The organism is Psychrobacter urativorans, assembly GCF_904846675.1.
In the GTDB taxonomy this organism is placed as follows: Bacteria; Pseudomonadota; Gammaproteobacteria; order Pseudomonadales; family Moraxellaceae; genus Psychrobacter; species Psychrobacter urativorans_B.
The window spans coordinates 60,193-82,725 of the sequence record NZ_CAJHBT010000011.1 but is presented as its reverse complement, the minus strand read 5'-3'; the positions used below and the strand labels follow the sequence as shown (position 1 = coordinate 82,725).

Genomic DNA, 22,533 nt, shown 5'->3' with positions numbered 1-22,533 from the left:
TTATGAAGCTGCTGTGATTCTAGCCTGTGTCTTTATTTGGCTGCCGCTGATTTGAATTCTATACAGACCCTAGTCTTCTTTAATTAGTAATTTGATTTAAAAAACTGCTTTTTTTCGCTTACTTGCTTGAATATCTGCTATCGCTTGCCTTGTGCTCAATCTAAAATTGTTTGACTACAGCAATTTAATTCTGTTTCGCTGGAAGAGGTTGATCAAGTATAGATAAATCCACATTTGGCATCATAGAAAGGTTATATGCCCACCTTCTGTACTTCTCTACCCATAGCGTTTCTTTTGCTTTAATTTCCTCTTCTAAGTGATGAATCTGGTTTCTTAGCTCAGCATTTTCGTTTATAAGCATGTCAATAGTCACATCGCCCATTGTCTCAATGACTTGTGACTTTGCCTCTTTAAGCGTTTGCTTACGTCTATTAAATGCCTGTTTAATCTCAGGGTAGCCCATTAGAGTAAACTTAGAAACTGAATCTTTCCCTAAAGCAGAAGCAACTCGGACAGCGAACTTATCCCATGTCAGTTTACCTGACCACTTCTTTAAGATATCTTCAACTAAATCTATTTCATTTTCGCTTATAAGTTTTGGTTTCATATTCCACCCTGTAAAATCGCTAGAAAGTTAGACTCTGTTGTCATAGTAATCCTTTCACTTAAGGTTGAGTTCTCTGCGACCCCTGTAGAATATCCAAGCTCGTTCAGTGCTATTCGCGTTAAGCTTACATCTAGCTCTTCTGGAACGCGAATAATAAGTCCTTCAGGGTACTCATCGTTATCCAAATATGTCAATAAAGTCTTGATTATTGCAAGTTTCTTACTTTGGTAGATGACCCAACTATTAGCACCTGAATAATCGTTATTATCAGCCTCTACTGCTCTATTAAGCTCACGTTTAACAACCTGTTCTAATTCTAACAATCGCTCTTTTGTATTCGGCATACCTTTAATGCAAGAGTGTTCTTTACAAGTTACACATTCACCTGCTTTTGAACATGGTGACATAGTCCAATCATGCTCACAGTATCCGAACCCAGAAGCTTGAACTACACCATACCGATTTTTATGACCTAGCATTTCAAAAGTAACAGGTACATTAACCTTTACAGCTTGAAGAGCTTTAGTGCCATCATAATCTTCTAAGCCAAGATTAATTAGCTTTCTTGACTCTTTTGCCAACTCCTCCATAGGACGTAAGTCATAAGCTCTGTTATCTTGAATACGGCTACGTCCTGCAAACATTGCTAAGTCTAATGACTCCATTTCGCCACGCTCAGCCATTGTAGATAGCCACACTCGAATTTGATGCGAAGTAATTACGAAGTTGTCTCCGTTTTCTTCCTTTAATCCCACAGATGTAAATAATGACTGTGATGTTTTGCTCTGTATCCTGTCATGAATACTGCCTAAAGCATCATTGAGTTGATTTATAGTAGGTGCAGTAAAGCTATAACCTTTAGGTTGGAATCCACTATGAAGCTCATTATCTCTAACGATACATAGCATGTCTGACACAGGCTTATTGATCTCTGAAAGATTTGGAAACTTAGGAAACGGCTTCTTATAATTTTGCACAGTATAAGCAGCTAAATCTCGATAAGTAACATAGTCTTTTATTTCAAAAAGCTTTTGAATCCATTTTTGCTTGTAAAACCTCAAGAAAACACTTTTTTCTATAGATTCAGAAACATCATTCGGTAAATTATCCTGTGAAAGCCCCATAGCTGCTGCAAACTCTAGAATCGTCAGTGGATCATCCTCATGATGATCTTCTTTGGTAATACATGCATCGTGTCGATAGAACTCATTAGGACGCTTAATTGACCACTGTGCGGCTCTTCTAGCAGGCTCTCCAATATCGATTAGTCTACGTACCGCTTCTCTCACTGTTGGCTCAATTAGAGGGTGTACAGGCTTTGGTATAAATCCACCACCTTTAGCAGCGACCCAACGAATATTTAAAATAGTATGCTCTTCTTTGACGACTTTACCCGAGGCATCAACCACCTCTTTAAATGCTGTTGTTTCAAATAAACAATCTTTAGTCAAAAAATGCAACTCTCCACCTCTGCTTGGAGCAGCCATTAATAATACAGCTTGAGATGAATAAAACTGCTCATAAGGCGTTTTAGCCAAACAAAAAGCATCAGCTAAACAACTGATTTGATGACTAGTCATTAATCTATTTTCTTGCCAAGCTCTATCTTCGTGTGAAGTTCCTGAAGCCTTTTCATTTGGGCGTTTCCAAGGGTTTTTCCATGTTGGTATGGTTAAGTTTATTTTATACTCTCGAATATCATTCAATAATTTTTCAAGAAATTGACCCGCACGGTATAACGCATCTTTAGATAGACGGCGTTCTAAGCTTTCAGTAGTTTTTCGTAGTGAAGTACCGTTAAAATCAAGAATATCGGCCTTTCCATTGGTTTCGATTAGTGTTTCATAAATAGTTTTCAGTACAACCATATATTGTGCAGGATTTCTTTCTTTCCATGTCTGCAAGTCTCTCATGTACGCTTTTGCAAAGTCCTTAAATGGTTGTAGCATTAACTCACCCGTCTTTTTACCTTGCGGTTTTGGCCCAGTAAAATGCATAGATAAAGTACGACCATTTTTAGATGTAACCTTCCAATTATCGCTATTGAAGCCACCTTGATCTTCATAAATACTTAGGTCATGCTTGGCTCTCTCAACAAAATCAAGAAGGTTCTTTTCGCACTCAACTTTATGCTTTGGCTTAAAAGGAATAACCTCTGTCATATCAAAGAACCTCTTTTATTTTTATTTTATCGCACGCATTCATAATGGCTGTGACATTGGCTAGTTGAAGATTAAACGATTGTAAAATAAAATCGCTAGCACCCATGGCTTGCTTATGTTCCACTTCTTCCATTAGATCGAGTAAAACATCTTCCCAAGGAGCATCTAATAAAGGCTGAAACTGACTGCATAAAAGACAGGCTTTCAAGCCACTGTTACAGGCAGGAGAGCCTCCACAGTTACCTACCTGATTGTTTGAAGACTGGAAGACGCGGCTGTTAGGATCATCACCTCTTAATGCTTGATCTTCGGAATGAATAAGACGCCCTTCAAACTTTGCAGATAGCAATTCCATTGCATCATTCATCTTGTCAAAAATCCTTAGCGCTAACTCACCTGTATGCTGAGTGTATACAAATAATTGCTGAGTATCTGAATGATCAAGTAAGTAAGCTAGCTGCACTCCTGTAATACCATTTCTCACAAGGTTAGTTGCTCTAGTTCTCCTACACCTTACAGGTGTAAAGTGAATGTAGTCGCCTGTGCGCTCAGAAATAGCATCACATTTACGAGATATTTGTCTATCCATATAATGAACACTAGTTGCAGATAGATGTAAATAATCAGGGGTATTTGTGATAACACTTTTATAGTCGCTTATTATCATCTCTCGCAATGAATCGCGATTTAAAAAAACAGGTAACTGTTCAATATCTGTCTCGTCAAGTGTAGGAAATTTAGAAGAAACAAAGGACTTAACCTCCTTAATTTGAATTACGACAATCAAATACAGGTCTTCAGTGATAGTTAAAGATCTGCATTCAGAACGGAATTTACCACCTCTTTGTTTCGCTCTTGGAATATTGATATAATATATATTGCTATTGTTGACTACTCTATGAGTAACATCACATAATCTCAACGCTCTGATTTGGCTTGGCCTTCTAGCTGTCGCGTATATTAAATAAAACCATGCAAACTCTTCTAAAGATAAGAGTTTTTCTTGAAAAGCGTTACCCGCCCATATTAATAATGACTGCTGTTCAGTGAGCGTATAAGCGCCAGTATGAGGACATTGATGTAAAACAGCTTTACCTTTTACATCCCCTTTTAAGACTAACCGATCAAGTGTATCCGATATATCACTATTAACTCCTAGATGTTTCCACTCAATCCAGTTTCTCAGTAATGAGCGGATCGTCCCTAACTTATATTCATTTTCAGAATCTAAAGTCGATTTGTATTTTAAAATTAGCTCTGAGCTAATGTTGCCACCCACGTATAATTTAGGATCTAATAAATACTGCTTAAAATAATGCCAACAATTTTGAGTATGCTTTGCGGAAACTTCTTCGGCCATTCTTGCAATAGTTAGCTTAAATCCTTTTAAAACATTATCTGATACATTACCTACATTATTCCAATTTATACTAACAGAATTATCTAATTTCCAAATATCATCTTGAAAATTTGATTCATAGCCTGACTTGGATCTAATAATAAAGGCGTCTAACCCTTCAAGGTCTTCTACATAATCGTTTAATACTTGTGCAGTGTTCATCTCAACTAATCATCCTTAGGTTTAATAAGAAAATCTATATTTTGCATTTCATGCAACAATAGTGATTCAGCCTGTTTCTTAGTATGCCTCAAGTTATAAATACTCGAAGAACTTTCATTTTTATGACCCATTAGATACATTCTATCTTCAAGCTCTTTCTTTTCTGAGATAACATCATCTAAGCGTCCTTCTTCTCTTGCTTTCTCATTATTCTTATCAATACTAATCGATATTCGATTGTTAAAATCATGCCTAAAACCATGCCCAGTTATTTTCTTTGCGCCTTTAAATCCATTCTTTTTGATGAAATCAGCTAAATTTTCATCCTCTGCAACTTTTTCAACAATTTTTGAGAACTGTATAAGAGAGATAGGGTTTCCTGCACTTTTTCCTTTGTTGGATACAAATAAAAAACTATGTTTATTTGCATTAATTATGAGCGCACGCTCTCGAATGACATACGCTCTGATCTCATCCGACAATTCAGATGTAATATAGATATTTCGTTCAAGAGTTTTAGCATTAGGTTCGGTTGACCTATAGGTATCCTCAGGATCATCATGTCTACGACGAATTTCAATTAGGTTTTGAGAAAACTTAATGTCAGTTATTTTTAACTGAAGAATTTCTCCACTTCTAAGGCCTGTCTCATAAAGTATTCTGAACAAAAGGTAATTTCGATTTTTAACCAACTTGGTGAAAGGGTTTTTTGGATTGAGCGGCCCTACCAAATCCATAACCTTAAAAAACACTTCTGGAGGTGGCGCTTTAGCATCAGGATCAAACGTTGTTCTACGACTACCGCCTTTTGACTTTCCACTTAAAAGACGCTCTTTAGTTTCTTTAATGATTTCAATATAGCTTGAAAAACTTGCTTTATTTCTTAAAATGTTGTGTGCTATGAATTCGAAGTATTCAGCAATAACTTTAATCCTTTGATTTTGTTGAGCAACTGAGACAGTTAATAATGGCGCTTTAGATGTAGGTTTCTTGAATTGAATTATTTTATTATTTGAATCGTTTAGCTTTCGAGCAGTCTTTGTTTGAAGCTTACAATGCTCAGCAAGTGATTGAACTTCAGAATGTGAGAAAAACCGAATATCATTATTACCTTTATTTTGTGAAGCTGTAATTATCCTATCAGACAGACGAGCTTTTATTTTCGCTTCCCAAAGACTAAGATGATACAGGTGATTAATATATGCTCTTTGAGTTGAGTGTGTATAAGATCGTACAACAGTAGTCATGAATAACGTTATCCAAAAATCAGGAATTCCATTTTCATTAACAAGAAGAGAGAATCTTTCTCCACTTGATTCAATAAACTCTTTTCTCTTTAGGACTGGCATCAGGCTACTACTCTAAGTAAATACAATAAATACTATTATACAAAGTTATTAGATTTAAATGCAATATATTTTAGATATAAAAATAGCTCATTGATATTAATATCAATGAGCTAAAGGTTTATAAATACAATATCTTGTTATTATATAAGTTAAAATGGAATATCGTCATCGACTGGACCATCAGGCATAGCCGCAGGTTTATTCGTTGAGCCAGACCCTGCATTAGGGGCTGGTGTCGGTGCATTGAATTGATTCTGTTGAGCAGGCGTATTTTGATTGTTGTAGCTATTTTGGCTACCGCCTTGTGGCATACCTTGGTTTGACGCACCGCCGCCTTGGTTGTAGCCACCTTGCTGGGCTGGCTGGTTATTTGACTGCTGGCCACCAAAGTTATTTCGACCGCCTTGATTACCTGTATTTTGGCCACCAAAGTTGCTATCTTGACCACCGCCACTCGCACCATCTAACATTTGCATTTGCTCAGCACGAATCTCAGTAATGTAGCGATCTTGGCCATTTGGATCTTGATATTTACGCGTACGCAGACTGCCTTCGATATAGACCTTGCTGCCTTTACGTAGGTATTGCGCCGCAACTTCACCCAAACGATTGAATAGCGAAATACGATGCCACTCGGTCGCTTCTCTTTTTTCACCGCTTTGTTTGTCTGTCCACTGCTCGGATGTCGCAACCGAAATATTGGTTACACTACCGCCATTATTAAATTGACGTGCCTCAGGGTCTGCACCGAGGTTACCGATGATGATAACTTTATTAACACCGCGCATAGTACCGTCCTTTTTTGATGAATAACTATATAAATGTTCTTACTATCAAGAACTTTATCAAAGATCTAATGACTCACTTTAATTAAACTATAACTTTAGTTAATCTAATAGATATTATCATTAATATATTTACTTTAACCAATTCTTTATTAAATATCTAGTGGGCTTTGTGCAAGATGCGACAGCTCTTGTCGTGACGTATCCGTCAGCTGAGTCTTATCCAGTTTTAAATAAGCGACTTGCTCTTTTGCCATCACTACCAACTCGTCAACGCCGTTGATCGCCGACATCTGCCGCGACCACTCTTGAATATCGATATTTTTAGGTATGGTTACCGTGGTGCTCGATAAATACGGTGGATCGGCAATAGGGATAATAATTAATAAGGCGGCAGCCATTATTATCGCCAGTAGACCCCATGCCAACAGATTGGGCTGAGTAAGCAGCAAACCACCCATGGCACCGCCAACGAACGCACCAAAGAATTGACTGGATGAGTTCAGACCCATCGCCGTCGCCTTATTAGCTACTGGTGCCCGTTTAGATATCCACGAGGGAATGGTGGCCTCAAGTAGATTAAAACCCATAAAATACAGTAATAAGCCTAAAATAATGCCGACACCTACCTGACTACCCAGCGCTAGTAACGCTAAAGCTACCGTCATTAATGCAATAGCCGCTAAGAATACTTGGCGCATTTTACGTTTCTTTTCGGCAATAATAATAAAAGGTATTGCTACGGCAAAGCCAATAAACAATAGTGGTAAATAAACCAAACCTTGCTGGCGAACGGTTAAGCCCATCACCTCTGAGAGCTGATGCGGTAAAATCACAAATATCGCTGTCATAGTTAGATGTAGTGCAAAGATGCCAATATGTAAACGGTTTAAATCGCCGATTTTGAGAACATCCGATAGCTGCTGCTTAATCGATTTATTGTCTAGATTGTGCTTGAGCACGCGCATAGGCGATGGTACGACCAGCAGCAATAACATTGCCAGAACCGCAAAGCCTGCGGTCAGCCAAAACAGTCCTGAGATACCCAGCGAGCCTACCAACAACGGCCCAAAAGCAAAGGCCAGCATGATGGACGTAGCAATGGTCAGCCCCATGGTTGCCATAGCCTTGGTACGCATCTCCTCACGGGTGACATCTGCTAAGAGTGCCATTAGCACAGCGGACACCGCGCCACTACCCGCCAGCGCGCGACCGATAATCACTTCATAAATGTCAGTGGCATTGGCAGCGATAATACCGCCCAGCGCAAATAATACCAGCCCAAGCATGATAATAGGCTTACGCGGGAATTTATCAGCGGCAAGACTCATCGGTATCTGAAAGATAGCCTGTCCAAGCCCATACACACCAACTGCTAAGCCAATCAAAAATGGCGTGGCATGGGCATAATCGCTCCCATACACAGAAAATACTGGCACAATCATAAATAGGCCAATCATTCGCAAGGCAAAAATGCCACCGACCCCTAAGATTGCCCGTTTTTCTACGCTATTCATAGTTGCCTCACTGATTTATCATTTGACGACTGACGTTCTACTCTCTATTACGCTATAGCCCTTTAGAGTGTAGCTCTGCGTTATCTTCATACGTCTATTGGTCGAGACTGTCGTTAGTAAACTGTTATTAACAAAGAGTACTGTTAATCAAATACTGTTCAAAATTGCTACTAAAACTCGGGCTCAGCTATGATGCTTATTACTGTCTTTATTAGCTTAACCTACAAATTAAGCCCAACAGTATAAAACATTAGCCGCTGAGTTGCCGAGACTTTTGTCTTTTTACCCATCTCCATTCTGCGACCATTCAGCTTCCGTTCTACCAAAACGTATTAACGCCACAAATTTGTTACCAAGTGCATCCTGTACGATCTCATACCTTGAATAATACGCTTGTCATAACAATAAAGTAGGACGATACCGAGAAAATAAATCGATCATTTAAGGATAGTTTAGCGATAAACCTTTCGTTTATATCAAAATATTATTCAACCTTATAACAATAACGGCTCATTCTTTTATAACTTAACTGCTTTTTTTGTAATGAAAGCAAACCTATCCAAAAATAACTATTTGAAATATCAATATTATTTATTACTCATTATTACCCAGATTGTTATTAAGCTGACTCTAGTTATTACGCTTATCTCTAGCTTACTTTATTTAGGCCAGCTTAGCGCTTATTTAAAAGATATTTCAAAGTATGATTACCCAAGCTTAATTAAAAACAATTTACTCTTTTAACTATTAATCTTACTGACCCTTGTTTATATTTTAAAGCCACTTTCACATGTTGGTTTTAACAAATCTTTTAGCAAATAGGAAACCTGTCACCGATGGCACATGACCACATCGCAGTACGCGGCGCACGCACGCATAATCTAAAAAATATTAACATAGATATTCCGCGAGATAAATTCGTAGTAATTACCGGCCTATCGGGCTCAGGTAAATCATCGCTAGCATTTGATACCCTTTATGCTGAAGGACAACGTCGTTATGTCGAAAGTTTATCGGCTTATGCGCGTCAGTTTTTATCGCAAATGGAAAAACCAGACGTTGATAGCATCGATGGGTTGTCACCAGCGATTTCTATTGAACAAAAATCAACCAACCATAACCCACGCTCAACAGTAGGTACGATTACTGAGATTTATGACTACTTACGCCTGCTGTATGCACGTATCGGTACACCCTACTGCCCTGAACATGGCGAGCCAATGGTCGCGCAGAGTGTAAGCGAAATGGTCGATCAGATCATGTCGCTACCGGTTGATACTAAGCTAATGATTTTAGCGCCGGTGATTAGGGAACGTAAGGGCGAGCATACCGTTCTACTTGAGCAACTGGTCGGGCAAGGTTTCGTCCGCGTCCGTGTCGACGGCCATGTCTATGATATGGATGAACTACCGGCACTTGAGAAAACTAAAAAGCATACTATCGAAGTCGTGGTCGACCGCTTTAAAGTACGTGATGATCTGGGCAACCGCGTTGCTGAAAGTCTGGAGACCGCGCTACGCTTAGGCCAAGGCTTAGTCGTCTTGCATCATATGGATGGCAATCCAAAAGATGGCGGCCAAGAGGATCAATTGCTATCCGCAAAACACAGCTGTCCCGTATGTGATCGGGCGGTATCTGAGCTTGAACCACGGATGTTTAGTTTTAACAATCCGTATGGCGCCTGTCCGGCCTGTGATGGCTTAGGAAAACGTCAGTATTTTGCGGCTGAAAAGCTGATTACCAATCATGAAAAAAGCCTGAACCAAGGGGCAATCAACGGTTGGGATAAGCGTCATGCTTATTACTTTGGTCTGCTATCTACGGTCTGCCATCATTTCAAAATTGATATGGATGCCCCGTGGCAAGCGCTACCAAAAGAGCAGCAAGACTTAATCATGCAAGGCTCAGGTAAAGAGAAGCTAACCTTTAACTTCACCGATGAACGCGGTCGCAAAACTAATAAAACTATTCCTTTTGAAGGGGTGCTGCCTTATTTAGAACGTCGTTATGCAAAAACCCAAAGCAATCTAGTCCGTGATGAGTTGGCTAAATATCTAGCAGATACCACTTGTAACGTCTGCGATGGCGCGCGTCTTAATGAGATTTCGCGTAATGTACGCGTTGATGACCAAACCATCGCTGAAATCGTTCAATTGTCTATCGGTGATGCTGCTGACTATTATAAAACCCTCAAGATTGGTGGTCATAAAGGCGAAGTCGCTGAGAAAATCTTTAAAGAGATTAATGAGCGCCTGAATTTCTTAGTCAGTGTCGGACTTGATTATCTATCATTGGCCCGCTCCGCTGAAACGCTATCTGGTGGTGAGGCACAACGTATTCGTCTTGCCAGCCAAATTGGTGCTGGTCTCATGGGCGTGATGTATGTGCTTGATGAGCCATCAATCGGTCTACATCAGCGTGATAATGACCGTCTGCTTAGCACTTTAACCCGTCTGCGTGATTTGGGTAATACGGTGCTAGTCGTTGAGCATGATGAAGATGCCATTCGCAAAGCCGATCACGTGATTGATATCGGCGTTGGTGCTGGTGTCCATGGTGGTCACGTTATCGCACAGGGAACTGTGGATGACATCATGAATTCTGAGGAATCACTCACGGGTCAATATCTATCGGGCAAAATGAAAATAGATATTCCTAAGATACGTCATCAAGCAAAAATGATTGACGTTGAAGTAGAAGGTAAGGCCAAACCCAACAAAGTACCGATGACTATTAATCTTAAAGGCACAACTGGCAATAACTTACGAAACGTCGATTTGACCTTACCGATTGGTATCATGACTTGTATTACTGGGGTGTCAGGCTCGGGTAAATCGACCCTTATCAATCGTACTTTAATGCCATTGGCGGCGACGCAGCTCAATAACGCCTCGACTCTTATCGCTGATAAATTCGAGAGTATCAGCGGTCTTGAGCATTTGGATAAAATGGTTGATATTGACCAAAGCCCAATTGGCCGTACCCCGCGCTCAAACCCAGCAACTTATACCGGTGTCTTTACGCCAGTACGGGAAATGTTCGCCCAAACCCAAGAAGCACGCGCCCGTGGTTATAAACCCGGCCGCTTTAGCTTCAACGTCAAAGGTGGACGCTGTGAGACGTGCCAAGGTGACGGTCTCATCAAAGTTGAGATGCACTTTTTACCGGACATGTATGTGCCCTGTGATAGCTGTGATGGCAAACGCTATAACCGCGAGACGTTAGAGATTTACTATAAAGGTAAAAACATCGCAGATGTGCTTGAGATGACCGTGGAAGATGCCACTGAATTCTTCTCCGCTATTCCTGCGATTCATCGTCGTTTGGAAGCCTTGATGGAAGTTGGTCTCAGTTATATTCGCCTCGGACAATCAGCGCCAACGCTATCTGGCGGTGAAGCTCAGCGGGTCAAACTAGCACGTGAGCTTGCCAAGCGTGATACTGGACAGACGCTATATATCTTGGATGAGCCAACGACTGGTTTGCATTTCCATGATATCGCGAAGCTGCTCAATATCTTGCATGCGCTACGGGATAAAGGCAATACTATCGTCGTCATTGAGCATAACTTAGACGTCATCAAAACTGCGGATTGGGTGATTGATTTGGGCCCTGAAGGCGGTAAAGGTGGTGGACTGATTATCGCTGAAGGCACACCGGAAGAAGTTGCTGAGACTAAAGGCTCGCATACTGCTGAGTTCTTGAAGCCGATGTTGCAGGAAGCTAGTTAATAGTTATAAATTGATAGTTATTGAAAGGTTATTCTTAATGGAATAACCTTTTTTATTGGGTGTGTTTTTAGCTAATATTACTTTTTGCCTACATTTTGGCAACTGACTGATAAGTTTAGTAAAATAGGTACAAGCAGTACAAACCAATAAAATCATCTAAAAATTTGGTCTTTGGTATACATCCATTTCGTTTAATGCCGAGAAACAATATGTCAGAAATTGAGAACATAAAATATTTTGTACTTTTAGATGAGTTGGAAACCTCTGAAAAGTTGATTACATTAGGTTTTGGTGAGCTTCAAAATATCAATCCTAGCAACGACTTTTACTTTCTTCCTTTTCAACTTTTATCGCAAGGGTTTGAAAGGTTTATGAAAGCCTATATTTGTTTGGGTCACTTCCATAAATACCAAGAACTTCCAAATTTTAGTTATATCAAAGGCTTAAATCATAATTTAGAAAAGTTACTAAAGGATATAGTTGATAACTATTACTTCGATTATGACAGACCTCAATTTGAGTTAGATAACAAGTTTATTCGAACAGACCCAGATTTAAAAGAGTTACTTTCTATACTTTCTGAGTTTGGTAAATTAGCAAGATATTACAATTTTGATTTAATTACTGGTAATACAAAGATTGGAGTCAATACGAAAGAGCAGTGGAAAGAGTTTGAGAGTAAAATTCTTGATTCAGAAGACTATGAAAAACTGACGGACTTAAACTTAAATCACGAAGTTTATCAAAAGATATCAACTTATATAATCATAGTTTTTGAGAGGTATATTTCCGCGATTTCGAGGCAGTTTATTTTTAGATGTTTAGGTGAACAAGCTACACAACTTTCAGTCTCGAACTTTTTTAGCTTTGGAGAGTTATATGAGAAGGATTTTGGGAAAAGAGATTACAGGCATCAAACTACAAAATATAAAGAAACACCAAAAAAGGTGCATAAAAGAACAGTTCTTGACGCATTTCAGCGAAAAGTAAATCACGAATATAAATCAAAAAAAATTCTGAAATCAGATTATGATGGAGATTGGCCTTTTTATGCAGATGAAGTAATTATCGAATGTAGGCAAAGTCATTGGTGTATCGTTACAATTGATAGATTTGACTACGCTCTAAATGGTTCAGCACAGAATCGCTTCAAGTTGGAAAATCCGCATGATGCGGGAATGGCAATTTTAGGAGTAAGTTTATCTAATTTTATAAAAATGGCTAGGGAGTTATAAATAGGTGTAGCGTGCTTTTCACGCACCGATAATTGAATCCATCTATCGATCATAATGGTTTTCATCACTGTTTTTGTTGTTTCATAAAAACTCTAGTTAATCGAAATTAACTTCATAACAATGGTGCGATGAAGTCCACCCTACTCGGCTAAATGAACTCTCGCATGACGTTCATCACGCGTCCGTCTACGGTACGTTGTACTTTGTCTTCGATTTGACTACACAACGACTCGATCTCACGTTTAGAAGTCGCCACCACTACGAACGACCACTCACTGGCGTCATGCCTGTTACGTTCGCCACTCTCACATACCGCAACTGCTGGATTACGGCCAAAACGCGCGTGTAGGCCGCCCATGCGCTGGCGTTTTTCTTTCAAAGAGCTGCATCCAGGCAGGAAAAAACTCAGAGTCAGGATGCCGATATGCATTTTATTCTCCTTGCTAAAGTATCCGGTTATTTAGGTTCGCTTGAGTTTTCAAGCCACTTACAGACAGCACAATCAGGTTACTGCTATGATGCCAATAATAAGAGCCGTTGAGAGATTACTGTGTGGCAGGTATATTTTTTTATTCTACCGATTGGCCTAGGTATTATGACCTTGGTGGCAAGCTTGATATGCTTATTCGCTTATCTGATGTCCGATGATAATGCCACACGCCTGCCCGCCTTTAACTGGTTTAAGCGCTTAATTATGGTGGCATTTCTATTGCTTAGCGTTGGGCTATTTATGACTTTTAGGAACTTTTGGCGTTAACTTAAACACTCCATTGTTATTTGCCAGTCATTAGTTACTGATTAGTTTTTCTAATTCTAATAGTTGTAAATCTTGCCGCTTAGGCTCACCATTGTTGCCATCCTCTGGAAATGGCATAGACACGCCCGTCAGCTGATAACCACGACGCTCATAATAAGCCAATAGCTCAGGGCGATGGCTTAGGATACTCATAATAAAACGGCTAGGCTGATTGCGAGATTGCAAATGTCGTCCAGCAAAGGTTTCTGCCGCTTGTAGTATCTGATGCCCCACACCCTGCCCTTGTCGTTCGGGATGAACCGCAAACATGCCGATATAAGCATAGCTTTTATCGGCATTGTCTTTCATATCAACGCCAATACAGCCAAGCAACTCGCCGGTTTCTTGTCCGTCACGATTGCCCATATCAGTCTTTGGATAGATAAAAAGATAGTGCTTAAAGTCAGCGATAACGCTGGCAAGCTCGGAGTCGGTAATACGAATACCATCGACTAAATCGGCCTCATTAGTCCAGCCCTCAGACTGACGATAACAGCGATCAAGCAGCTGCTTAAGGGCGCTAATATCGTCAGGTTCGGCTTGACGTAAAAATACAGAGTTTGGGCTCATAACTACCTTTATCTTTTAAATAACAATAATCGTTATTATAACAATCCTAACGCGATAAGGCGTGTGCTTGGTCAATAAGATTAAACCCTGCATTTATCTGCGCACGTGTTGGCGCATGACCTCGGCGTAGTAGCTCAGCAAAGGCGACCAACTCTTTATCACGGCCAAGCGTACTAGCAGCACTGGCGCGGGTATCTTCACCGTCATCATCGAAGTAATATTCGATATAATCAAGGGTATCAGGCGACCCAAGCAAGATATTATGGTCAGGCGTCATGGCATGACCGCTGTAACGTAAGCTCTTGCCATACTGCATCGTCCAAAAGAACGGTATGCGCTCATCAAGAGAATTCACACTGTCATCCTCTAATATCGCAGCGGCAGTAACCAAGCCATGTTGCAGGGCCACGCGCCAGTGCTCGATACGCAGCCGACCCATTTGGCCTTCAGCTTTGGCAATATCGCCAAGTGTATAAACGCCATCGCGCAGCTGCAGATGACTATCAACCTGCACGCCATCGGGATCGTTTACGTCACTTATTAGATCTGTTCGCGGAGATACGCCAGTACCTAAGATGACGATATCGGCAGCTATTTTCTCACCATTTGCTAAATTTACGCTGTTAACTTGTGAGAATGTCTTGTCGTCGGTATCGTTATCCTTGTTATTAACACCAGTAATTTCATTAACCGTGGCATCCAATACAAACTTAATGCCATTGTCCTCATGCAATTTGATTAAGGCGTTACTGACGGTCTCAGAAACAATATTACCCATCACTCGCTTATCCTGACCAATCACCGTAATGGATGCGGTCGTGTCTGCTTGCGATAGCGCTGAAGCGACTTCCATACCGATAAAGCCAGTACCTATAATAACTACATGCTGATCATGACTGGCCGCTTTAATCAATTTGGCATCATCCATACGACGCAAAGTATAGACACCATCAAGATCAGCGCCCTTGATAGGCGGAATGATAGGCTCGGCACCAGTTGCAACGACTAAGAAGTCGGCGCTAAGTTTTTCGCTATCGCTCTTTTTATTATCGCCACTAATATCGTCAATAATGATGGTACGCTCATTAGGTAATACTTCGCTGACAATCTGGTTTAGGCGCAGGGTAACGTTGTGCTTTTCTGCCCAGTCCGTACCGCCCAGCATGATATTTTCCTCATTGATCTTTCCTGCTAAGAACGCCTTGGACAATTGCGGACGGTTATAAGGGGCTTTATCATCTTTGCTAATTAAAGTAATCTCGCCGCCATAGCCTATCTGCCGTAGATGATGCGCAGTCATAAAGCCAGCGGCACCGCCACCAACGATAACGGTATGAGTCGCAGTCAGCTTATCATTTTCGACCGTATTGTCTATTTTATCAGCCGTATTAACGGTTAAGTTATCGCCGTTATCAGTAACTTCATATTGAGTGAGTCCTTCGGTTGCCACTGGTTCTAGTAATGACCCATCACGACTATCAAAGGTACCATGATGCCAAGGACAAACCACGCGATTACCACACCGCAACCCATCGCCTAAATCTGCACCCGCATGAGGGCATTTGCCATCGAACGCATAAAACGTGCTGTCGTCACGAGTGATTAAAATGATACTATCATCATCTTGCTTATACGATTTCATACCGCCACTTGGAATGTCGGCTTTGTTAATAGTTACGTGAGTCATAGGTCATCCTTAACGGTGGCGATTGCTGCCTGATTAATTATTATGCACGGTTTACTATGCTTTTTAATAAGCCATGATACTAAACGGAAACTTTGCCCAATAAAAAACATCATATCCATTGATAGTAGCAAGTACGCTGCAGGCAAGATGTTTTATTGTATGTCTGGTGCGTTGCGAAACGTAACTCTCTAACTTTTAATACCACATTTCTAACTTCGTCCTCATCTTTTTAATCCTGATTTAAACCTTATAACCATAATAGACGACTATTTTATGCCCTTTCAAGAGACTGATACTGCTGCCCCTACTTCCCAACCATTAATTGATAAAGCGTCACTTACTAAAGAGCCACTTGCTAAAGAATTATCCGATAACTCAAGCTTTTATTTTGCCGCGCTGACTGACACTTCGCAATTGCCGCAACCGACGCTACCACCTTTAACACAAGCTATTTACAAGTCCTACGCAGAAGACTTTATTGTCAATGAAATACTGCTTAACACCTTTACTGGCGAAGGGGAGCATTTATGGCTGCATATACAAAAAATGGGCATGAATACTGCTTTTCTTGCTAAATTATTATCTGAATGGGCAGATATTCCACTGCGTGATGTTGGTTATTCAGGACTCAAGGATAGACATGCGCTGACGACGCAATGGTTTAGTCTGCGCATACCTAAAAAGCAATTACCGCCCACTGATTTTGCGCCCACAGACCTTGGCGATAATGAAAGCGTACAGATACTTGCCCAGCATTGGCATAATAAAAAACTGAATCGCGGTGCGCACCGAGCCAATCAATTTATTATTACTTTACGAGATATCAAGTTTGAGTCTGATACTGACAGCTTATTAGCTGAGCAACAGCAGCTTTTAGAACAACATTTGCAGCATATGAGCCAAAATGGCGTGCCCAATTACTTTGGCCCGCAGCGCTTTGGCCATGGTGGTAATAATATCAAAGAAGCACTTAGATTATTTTCGCGTCCCCCGCAGAGAATTAAAGATAAAGATAATGGTAAGCGCAAACGGGCACCGCGAGAGCAAAACACCATGGCACTTTCTGCCGCTCGCAGTCTGATTTTTAATGAGATTCTGGCAGCGCGGGTACGTGATGGCAGTTGGAACCAAGGTCTGGCAGGTGAAGTATTTAATTTAGAAGGCTCAGGGTCAATATTTGCCAGTGAGCAGATCGACGACACTTTACGCGCTCGACTTGCTGAAGGCGATATTCATCCAACAGGCGTGTTATGGGGTATTGATAATGACAAAATAAGCGGCGCAGCAGCCAAACTTGAGATTGACATGGTACATCAAAGCCCGTTATTAACTCAGCTGGCAACGGGCCTAGAGCAGCGCGATATCAAGGCACAGCGACGGGCATTACGATTGCCTATCGAGGAGATGACGTGGGACTGGCTCAATGAGCAGACGCTGGTATTGCGTTTTAGTTTGCCAACCGGTAGCTTTGCGACCAGTGTATTGGCGAGTTTGGTGCAAAACTTACAAATGCAATCAGCACAGCCAATACCTTGTAAGTGAAGCGATTTTTGAGTGAAGCGATTTTTTTAATTAGCGTCGTTGTTAAATGATAAAATATCTAAATAACAAAAACGCTAAATGAGGAAACTCTTAGAAATCAAGCCAAACCCCCTGCTGTTCAGGATTCAAGTTCGGTACATCGCCAATGCGCCGCCACGGCATATTGCTACCATGAAAGTCGCTGCCTATCGAAACAGTCAATCCGTGTTCAGCAACACTACGATCCACCATTCTACGGGTGCTAAGTGGCTCACTATTAGCCGGTAGCTCACAACCATCACCGCCGAGCTGGGCAAATTCTTCGATGAGTTTGCGGATTCTAGTAGCAGATAGCTGATAACGCGTCGGATGCGCTAAGACGGCCTTACCACCACAAGCGTGAATCAGCTCAATACCTTCTACCATACTCAGCGCCTCAATCGCTACATAAGCAGGTTTATTGTCCGCTAAGTACTTATCAAAAGCTTTCTGTACCGTTTTGACCAATCCACGCTCATATAATACTTGCCCAATATGCGCGCGCCCAACGGCTTGCGGATTATTACCAGCCTTGGTACAAATTTCTTGCCATAACTCATTATAATCAAGCGTTAATAGCTCACTAAGTTTTTCGGTAATACGCTGACCACGCGTAGCGCGACTGTCTTGCAGCTGTTGCAAAGCTTCATGCATTTTTTGCCGGTCAGTAAAATTAAGTCCCAGCACATGAATGATTTTATTAGTCGATTTATTTTTGCCATAACCGCCATTAAGGGTGTGTTCACAACTAATCTCCACCCCATTAATCAGCTGCATACCACATATCTTAGCCGCAGCGGCTGCCTCATCGATACCCTTTAAAGTATCATGGTCAGTCAATGCTAATATCCCAACACCCGCCGAATGCGCGCGCTGGACCACTTCTGTCGGTGCATAGGTACCATCGGAGCAGGTACTGTGACAATGTAAGTCAATTTTCATAATGGTGGCCTTAATAGTTTGATAAATTAGAACAGTTTGATAAATTAGATGGGGTAAATATGAGCGTGATATATATTAAATGGAGCCAATACTAAGTGTAATAAATATTGAATATAGGATAAATAGAGGCAGCCGATTGTCGTTTGTCTGCTGTTTTTTAGCGCGGCAGACGTGTAAACTACCCCAAACATTTTTGATGGACATCCCACCTAACATGAAAGCCTTATTAGATTTCATTCCCCTGATTGCTTTTTTTATTGCTGCCCGTACCAACGGTATTTTAGCGGCCGCAGGGGCGCTATTGATTGCGACCATAATCATTTATGCCATCCATTTTGTGCGTCAAAAAGGTAAGTTTGATAAACAGCAATGGGTGGTACTATTATTAACCATCGTATTCTGTGGCGGTACATTACTTCTGCGTGACGACATTTACTTGCGTTGGAAGTCACCGATTATCAATGGTGTTTTTGCCTTAACACTACTCGTGAGCGTCGCTCTTAACAAACCGCTTATGAGATTGGCAATGAAAGATGTATTTGCGCTATCAATGGGTGGCTGGAAAAAATTAACCGTCGCTTGGGCGCTGTTCTTTGCGATGATGGGTATACTCCATTATATCACGGCATTTACTATGTCTGATGAGGCGTGGATTAACTTTAAGACTTATGGCTGGATTCCAATTATGTTAGTGTTTGTGATTGCCCAATTTGCGCTATTAAAAAATCATTTAAACCCAGCATTAACTGATAAAACAGCCAAATGAGAATGACTCATAGCTGTTAATATAAATAAAACCAATCAATAATATCGTCTATCAAGGATAGTCTAATGCCTTTATTTGCCATTATCGGTCATGACGTTGCTCATAGCAGCGCACAGCGAAAGATTACCCGTGCGGAGCATTTAGCGCGCCTGCAAGTGTTGGATAGTGAGAAGCGTTTACTTATCGCGGGGCCCACGCCTATTGAGCATGGACAAGGCGCTATGACAGATGCTGTGATAGAAATGTCAGGGAGTATTGTCATTGCTAATTTTAAATCGCTAGAGGCGGCGCAAGCATGGGCCAGCGCTGAGCCTTATCTGCGTGATGGAGTATATAGTCATGTCGATATTAAGCCATTTATCCATGTCCTGCCCGCGCCCACTGATAAAATGACAGCATCGTGAGTAAAGTAATACATCTATCTCATAATTTACATAAGCTACCTATGCCGTCAAAGTTAGCCGCTTTATTGACACATCGAAGTGGTCGCTTCAGCTTAGTCATGATAATCCTCGCTGCTACAGTAAGTGCGCAAGCAGCACCAACGGTAACAGCTACTGATTCAGCAACAGCGCCCTTGGTAGCAGAAGATAGTAATAGCAATACAAATAGCCAGAAAGATGGTGAGACAGCTATAGAAGCTACAATGCCCGTTAATAACAACAGTCTATCTGCGCAGCGAAAACCGTCAAATCAAGCACTCTCCACTGCCAATCAACAGCTCCTCAGCCATAATGCGCAGTTGCAAAGACAAGTGAATGATTTGCAAACGCAAGTTAATGTGTTGATATATGAAAGCAAAGGTCAGTTGTTTTTATACGGTGTTTTTACAGTACTGATCAGCTTATTAATCGGTGCTTTTATTTCATGGCTGGTGTTGTTTTTACGCCATGAACGCTGGTAAGTTAAAACACTATATTTATAGTACTGTACCAATCATTCTTATTTATCTTGCGTGAAATTCTATGTCTAAATCCTCTTCTGCACCTATTAATACTGATATCGCTTCCAGCCAGCCAGCTCACCAATCAAACTCAAATAGTACTAAGTATTCGAACATCGTTAAGCCTGCCAAAATTGACTGGCAAAGCGATGATACGGGCAATCAGGTTCCGGTATCAGGAGAGTTTGGCGATGTGTATTTTTCTCATGCAGACGGTTTAGCAGAGTCGCGTCATGTTTTTCTTAACTGCAACCAGCTACCAGAACGCTTAGCAAATTTAGCCCCACAGCAATGCTTTACTGTCGCTGAATTGGGCTTTGGTACGGGACTTAATTTGCTGGCATTGTGGCAACTTTGGCGGCAACTGCGCACGGCAAATCCAGAGTTAGCAACGTCTCGTCTACATCTCATTACCACCGAAAAACATCCCATTCCACTCGAAGATTTGACCCAGATACTGACCTTATGGGGACAACGGGCTCCTGAATTGGCCGAACTGATTGAGCAGCTGTTAGCTGCTTATCCTCCCCTTATCACTGGCTGTCATCGCCTAGATTTTATCAAGGATAATTTGACCGTTGATATTTGGCTTGGTGATGCTGCTGATAGTTTAGCGAAGTTGGACACAACTGCATCTAGTCAACCAGCCCCTCATATTGACGCTTGGTTCTTAGATGGTTTTGCACCCTCTTGCAATGAGTCCTTGTGGGCGGATGCTATCTTTGCACAGATACAGCGCCTATCAAGTTTAGGCACTACTGCAGCTACCTATAGCTGTGCCGGTATCGTCAAACGTGCGCTGCAAGATAGTGGCTTTGAGATTAAAAAGGTGCCAGGGTTTGGGCGTAAGCGTGAAATGCTAACGGCAGTCATGATTGATAACGTAGTGTCGGCTGATATTAGTGACAAATGGGCTAGCCGTGATAAGAGAGCTGGCTCTAATAAAAAGCATAGCTTTGATAGAGAAAATAGCTTTGATAATAGTAACTCAAATAGATCATCCGTTTCGAGCAACGCTGATAAGTCTAAAGATGAGCAAATATTATCAGCCAAGCCCACTCACGTCGTGGTCATTGGGGCTGGGGTCTCGGGATTGATGACTGCTTGGGCGCTTGCGAACCGTGGTGTTAAAGTGACGTTATTGGACAAAACTGCACCGCTTTCAGGCGCGTCAGGCAACCCTCGTGCCTTACTCGCACCAAAAATGACGCCGATTCATCATGCCGATGACCATTTGCATACTATCGGTTATCTTTATAGCAGTAGATTTTATCGCTATTTGAATGAGCAAGCGGCTATCAACAATACCCCGCCCATACTTGAGCCCACTGGAGCGGTTGACCTATTGGTAAAGTCCAATGTCAGTATAAAAGAAATTACAGACTATCCGGATGAAATGGCCATTACTCTACCAGTTACACAAGCTGAAGATATTACTGGTTTAGTAGCCTTAGATTTAACCGAAAACTTATATTTACCGCAATCAGGCTTAGTCAATCCCCAAGCATTAAAAAATGCAATACTTAAGCATCCGCTGATTACTTTTCGACGCTTGGAAGTTACGCAGATAAATGAGACAGAGACAAACATTGGCATCATAAGTAGCAGTTATAGTGATAATGAAGATGAGAGCGATAGTACTGTCACTATCGAAGCGGATAGCGTCGTCATTTGTGCGGCTTATGAGGGCCACCAACTGGATAGCCGTATTGTTGCTTGCCGCACCATTCGTGGGCAACTGTCTTGGTTTACTCCCACAGCTGAGCAACAGGCTGATTTGCCCAAACTGCCGCTTAAATATAGCGGTTATTGTGCACCTTTTATCGCACAAACCGGTGATGCTAATTTGAATAATATGCTAGAAGATCAGCCGCAGTTTTTACTTGGCGCAAGCTTTGTAGATGGTGACAAGAATATTTCTATCCGCAGTGATGAAAACCAGCAGAACCGCGATAAGTTGATTCGTGATATCCCTGAGCTGGATAATATTATTCCAACCGATACCAGCTTATGGCAAGCGCGCGCCGGTATTCGCACACAAACGATTGATTATCATCCACTAGTTGGTCTATTAGCGCAAAGCAAACGCTTGTGGACGCTATCGGCAATGGGCGCAAAAGGTTATGCCTTGGCACCGATATGTGCTGAGATAGTAGCGGACATGATGTTAGGGGCCTTCCCGCCTTTATCTACCGCTATGTTAGCAAAAATATCACCGAATCGAGCGCGTTTGCAGAAGGCTTTAGGTTAGACTGATTATTATCACTTAATAAAGCAGCTGAATATTTTGCTATTAAATATTTTACTATCTACTATATCAGC

Annotated in this window: 18 protein-coding genes; 8 read left to right on the top strand and 10 right to left on the bottom strand. The window is 41.3% G+C overall.

From position 1 onward, the window contains the following. Positions 1-184: 184 nt before the first annotated feature. The 6 genes from JMY06_RS07005 to JMY06_RS06980 all read right to left on the bottom strand — a co-directional run bounded on the left by JMY06_RS07005 (position 185) and on the right by JMY06_RS06980 (position 7,981). Positions 185-607: a hypothetical protein gene (locus JMY06_RS07005; RefSeq protein WP_201617524.1), complete on the bottom strand. Its 423-nt coding sequence runs from the start codon at positions 605-607 to the stop codon at positions 185-187. Beyond that, positions 604-2,769 carry a hypothetical protein gene (locus tag JMY06_RS07000; protein WP_227672225.1) on the bottom strand — a complete coding sequence of 722 codons (2,166 nt, stop codon included), beginning with the start codon at positions 2,767-2,769 and terminating at the stop codon, positions 604-606. The genes JMY06_RS07005 and JMY06_RS07000 overlap by 4 nt, the downstream gene beginning before the upstream one ends. Before the next feature lies 1 nt (position 2,770). Further along, positions 2,771-4,330, bottom strand: coding sequence for a site-specific integrase (locus JMY06_RS06995; RefSeq protein ID WP_201617522.1), 1,560 nt, complete (start codon positions 4,328-4,330; stop codon positions 2,771-2,773). 5 nt (positions 4,331-4,335) lie between these two features. Next, entirely contained in the window at positions 4,336-5,679 is a 1,344-nt protein-coding gene (locus JMY06_RS06990) for a site-specific integrase (RefSeq protein ID WP_201617520.1), read from the bottom strand. Positions 5,680-5,828: 149 nt separating this feature from the next. Then, positions 5,829-6,467: a single-stranded DNA-binding protein gene (gene ssb / locus JMY06_RS06985; protein ID WP_201527414.1), complete on the bottom strand. Its 639-nt coding sequence runs from the start codon at positions 6,465-6,467 to the stop codon at positions 5,829-5,831. Between the two features lie 149 nt (positions 6,468-6,616). After that, positions 6,617-7,981, bottom strand: coding sequence for an MFS transporter (locus JMY06_RS06980; protein ID WP_201617518.1), 1,365 nt, complete (start codon positions 7,979-7,981; stop codon positions 6,617-6,619). 836 nt (positions 7,982-8,817) lie between these two features. Between JMY06_RS06980 and uvrA the strand changes: the two genes are divergently transcribed. Together uvrA and JMY06_RS06970 are read left to right on the top strand one after the other, a co-directional pair. Beyond that, on the top strand, positions 8,818-11,712 hold the full coding sequence (gene uvrA / locus JMY06_RS06975) for an excinuclease ABC subunit UvrA (RefSeq protein ID WP_201617516.1): 2,895 nt from the start codon (positions 8,818-8,820) through the stop codon (positions 11,710-11,712). A gap of 209 nt (positions 11,713-11,921) precedes the next feature. Then, positions 11,922-12,947, top strand: a complete 1,026-nt coding sequence (locus JMY06_RS06970; protein ID WP_201617508.1) for a hypothetical protein — start codon at positions 11,922-11,924, stop codon at positions 12,945-12,947. Positions 12,948-13,095: 148 nt separating this feature from the next. Here JMY06_RS06970 and JMY06_RS06965 read toward each other — a convergent pair whose 3' ends face one another. Beyond that, positions 13,096-13,377: a DUF503 domain-containing protein gene (locus JMY06_RS06965; protein WP_201617505.1), complete on the bottom strand. Its 282-nt coding sequence runs from the start codon at positions 13,375-13,377 to the stop codon at positions 13,096-13,098. A 120-nt stretch (positions 13,378-13,497) separates the two neighbouring features. On the opposite strand from JMY06_RS06965, the gene JMY06_RS06960 reads away from it, so the two are divergent. After that, positions 13,498-13,704 carry a hypothetical protein gene (locus tag JMY06_RS06960; RefSeq protein WP_227672224.1) on the top strand — a complete coding sequence of 69 codons (207 nt, stop codon included), beginning with the start codon at positions 13,498-13,500 and terminating at the stop codon, positions 13,702-13,704. Between the two features lie 30 nt (positions 13,705-13,734). Here the strand turns inward: JMY06_RS06960 and JMY06_RS06955 are convergent, their stop codons facing one another. Further along, positions 13,735-14,313 (bottom strand): GNAT family N-acetyltransferase, encoded by a 579-nt coding sequence (locus JMY06_RS06955; protein WP_201617503.1) that lies wholly within the window; start codon positions 14,311-14,313, stop codon positions 13,735-13,737. A 46-nt stretch (positions 14,314-14,359) separates the two neighbouring features. Continuing rightward, a complete protein-coding gene (locus JMY06_RS06950) occupies positions 14,360-16,000 on the bottom strand; it encodes an FAD-dependent oxidoreductase (protein WP_201617501.1) in 1,641 nt (546 codons plus the stop codon). Between the two features lie 273 nt (positions 16,001-16,273). Between JMY06_RS06950 and truD the strand changes: the two genes are divergently transcribed. Beyond that, positions 16,274-17,542 carry a tRNA pseudouridine(13) synthase TruD gene (gene truD / locus JMY06_RS06945; RefSeq protein ID WP_201617493.1) on the top strand — a complete coding sequence of 423 codons (1,269 nt, stop codon included), beginning with the start codon at positions 16,274-16,276 and terminating at the stop codon, positions 17,540-17,542. A 90-nt stretch (positions 17,543-17,632) separates the two neighbouring features. On the opposite strand, the gene JMY06_RS06940 is transcribed toward truD, so the two are convergent. After that, entirely contained in the window at positions 17,633-18,502 is an 870-nt protein-coding gene (locus JMY06_RS06940; protein ID WP_201617491.1) for a PHP domain-containing protein, read from the bottom strand. Positions 18,503-18,716: 214 nt separating this feature from the next. Here JMY06_RS06940 and JMY06_RS06935 point away from each other — a divergent pair, with 214 nt between their 5' ends. The 4 genes from JMY06_RS06935 (at position 18,717) to mnmD (ending at position 22,462) form a co-directional block, all read left to right on the top strand. Further along, positions 18,717-19,268 carry an inner membrane-spanning protein YciB gene (locus tag JMY06_RS06935; protein ID WP_201617489.1) on the top strand — a complete coding sequence of 184 codons (552 nt, stop codon included), beginning with the start codon at positions 18,717-18,719 and terminating at the stop codon, positions 19,266-19,268. Between the two features lie 65 nt (positions 19,269-19,333). Beyond that, a complete protein-coding gene (locus JMY06_RS06930; protein WP_201617487.1) occupies positions 19,334-19,672 on the top strand; it encodes a YciI family protein in 339 nt (112 codons plus the stop codon). Beyond that, positions 19,669-20,172: a hypothetical protein gene (locus tag JMY06_RS06925; protein ID WP_320157854.1), complete on the top strand. Its 504-nt coding sequence runs from the start codon at positions 19,669-19,671 to the stop codon at positions 20,170-20,172. The genes JMY06_RS06930 and JMY06_RS06925 overlap by 4 nt, the downstream gene beginning before the upstream one ends. 61 nt (positions 20,173-20,233) lie before the next feature. After that, positions 20,234-22,462, top strand: a complete 2,229-nt coding sequence (gene mnmD / locus JMY06_RS06920) for a tRNA (5-methylaminomethyl-2-thiouridine)(34)-methyltransferase MnmD (protein WP_201617485.1) — start codon at positions 20,234-20,236, stop codon at positions 22,460-22,462. The last annotated feature ends 71 nt before the right edge of the window (positions 22,463-22,533 follow it).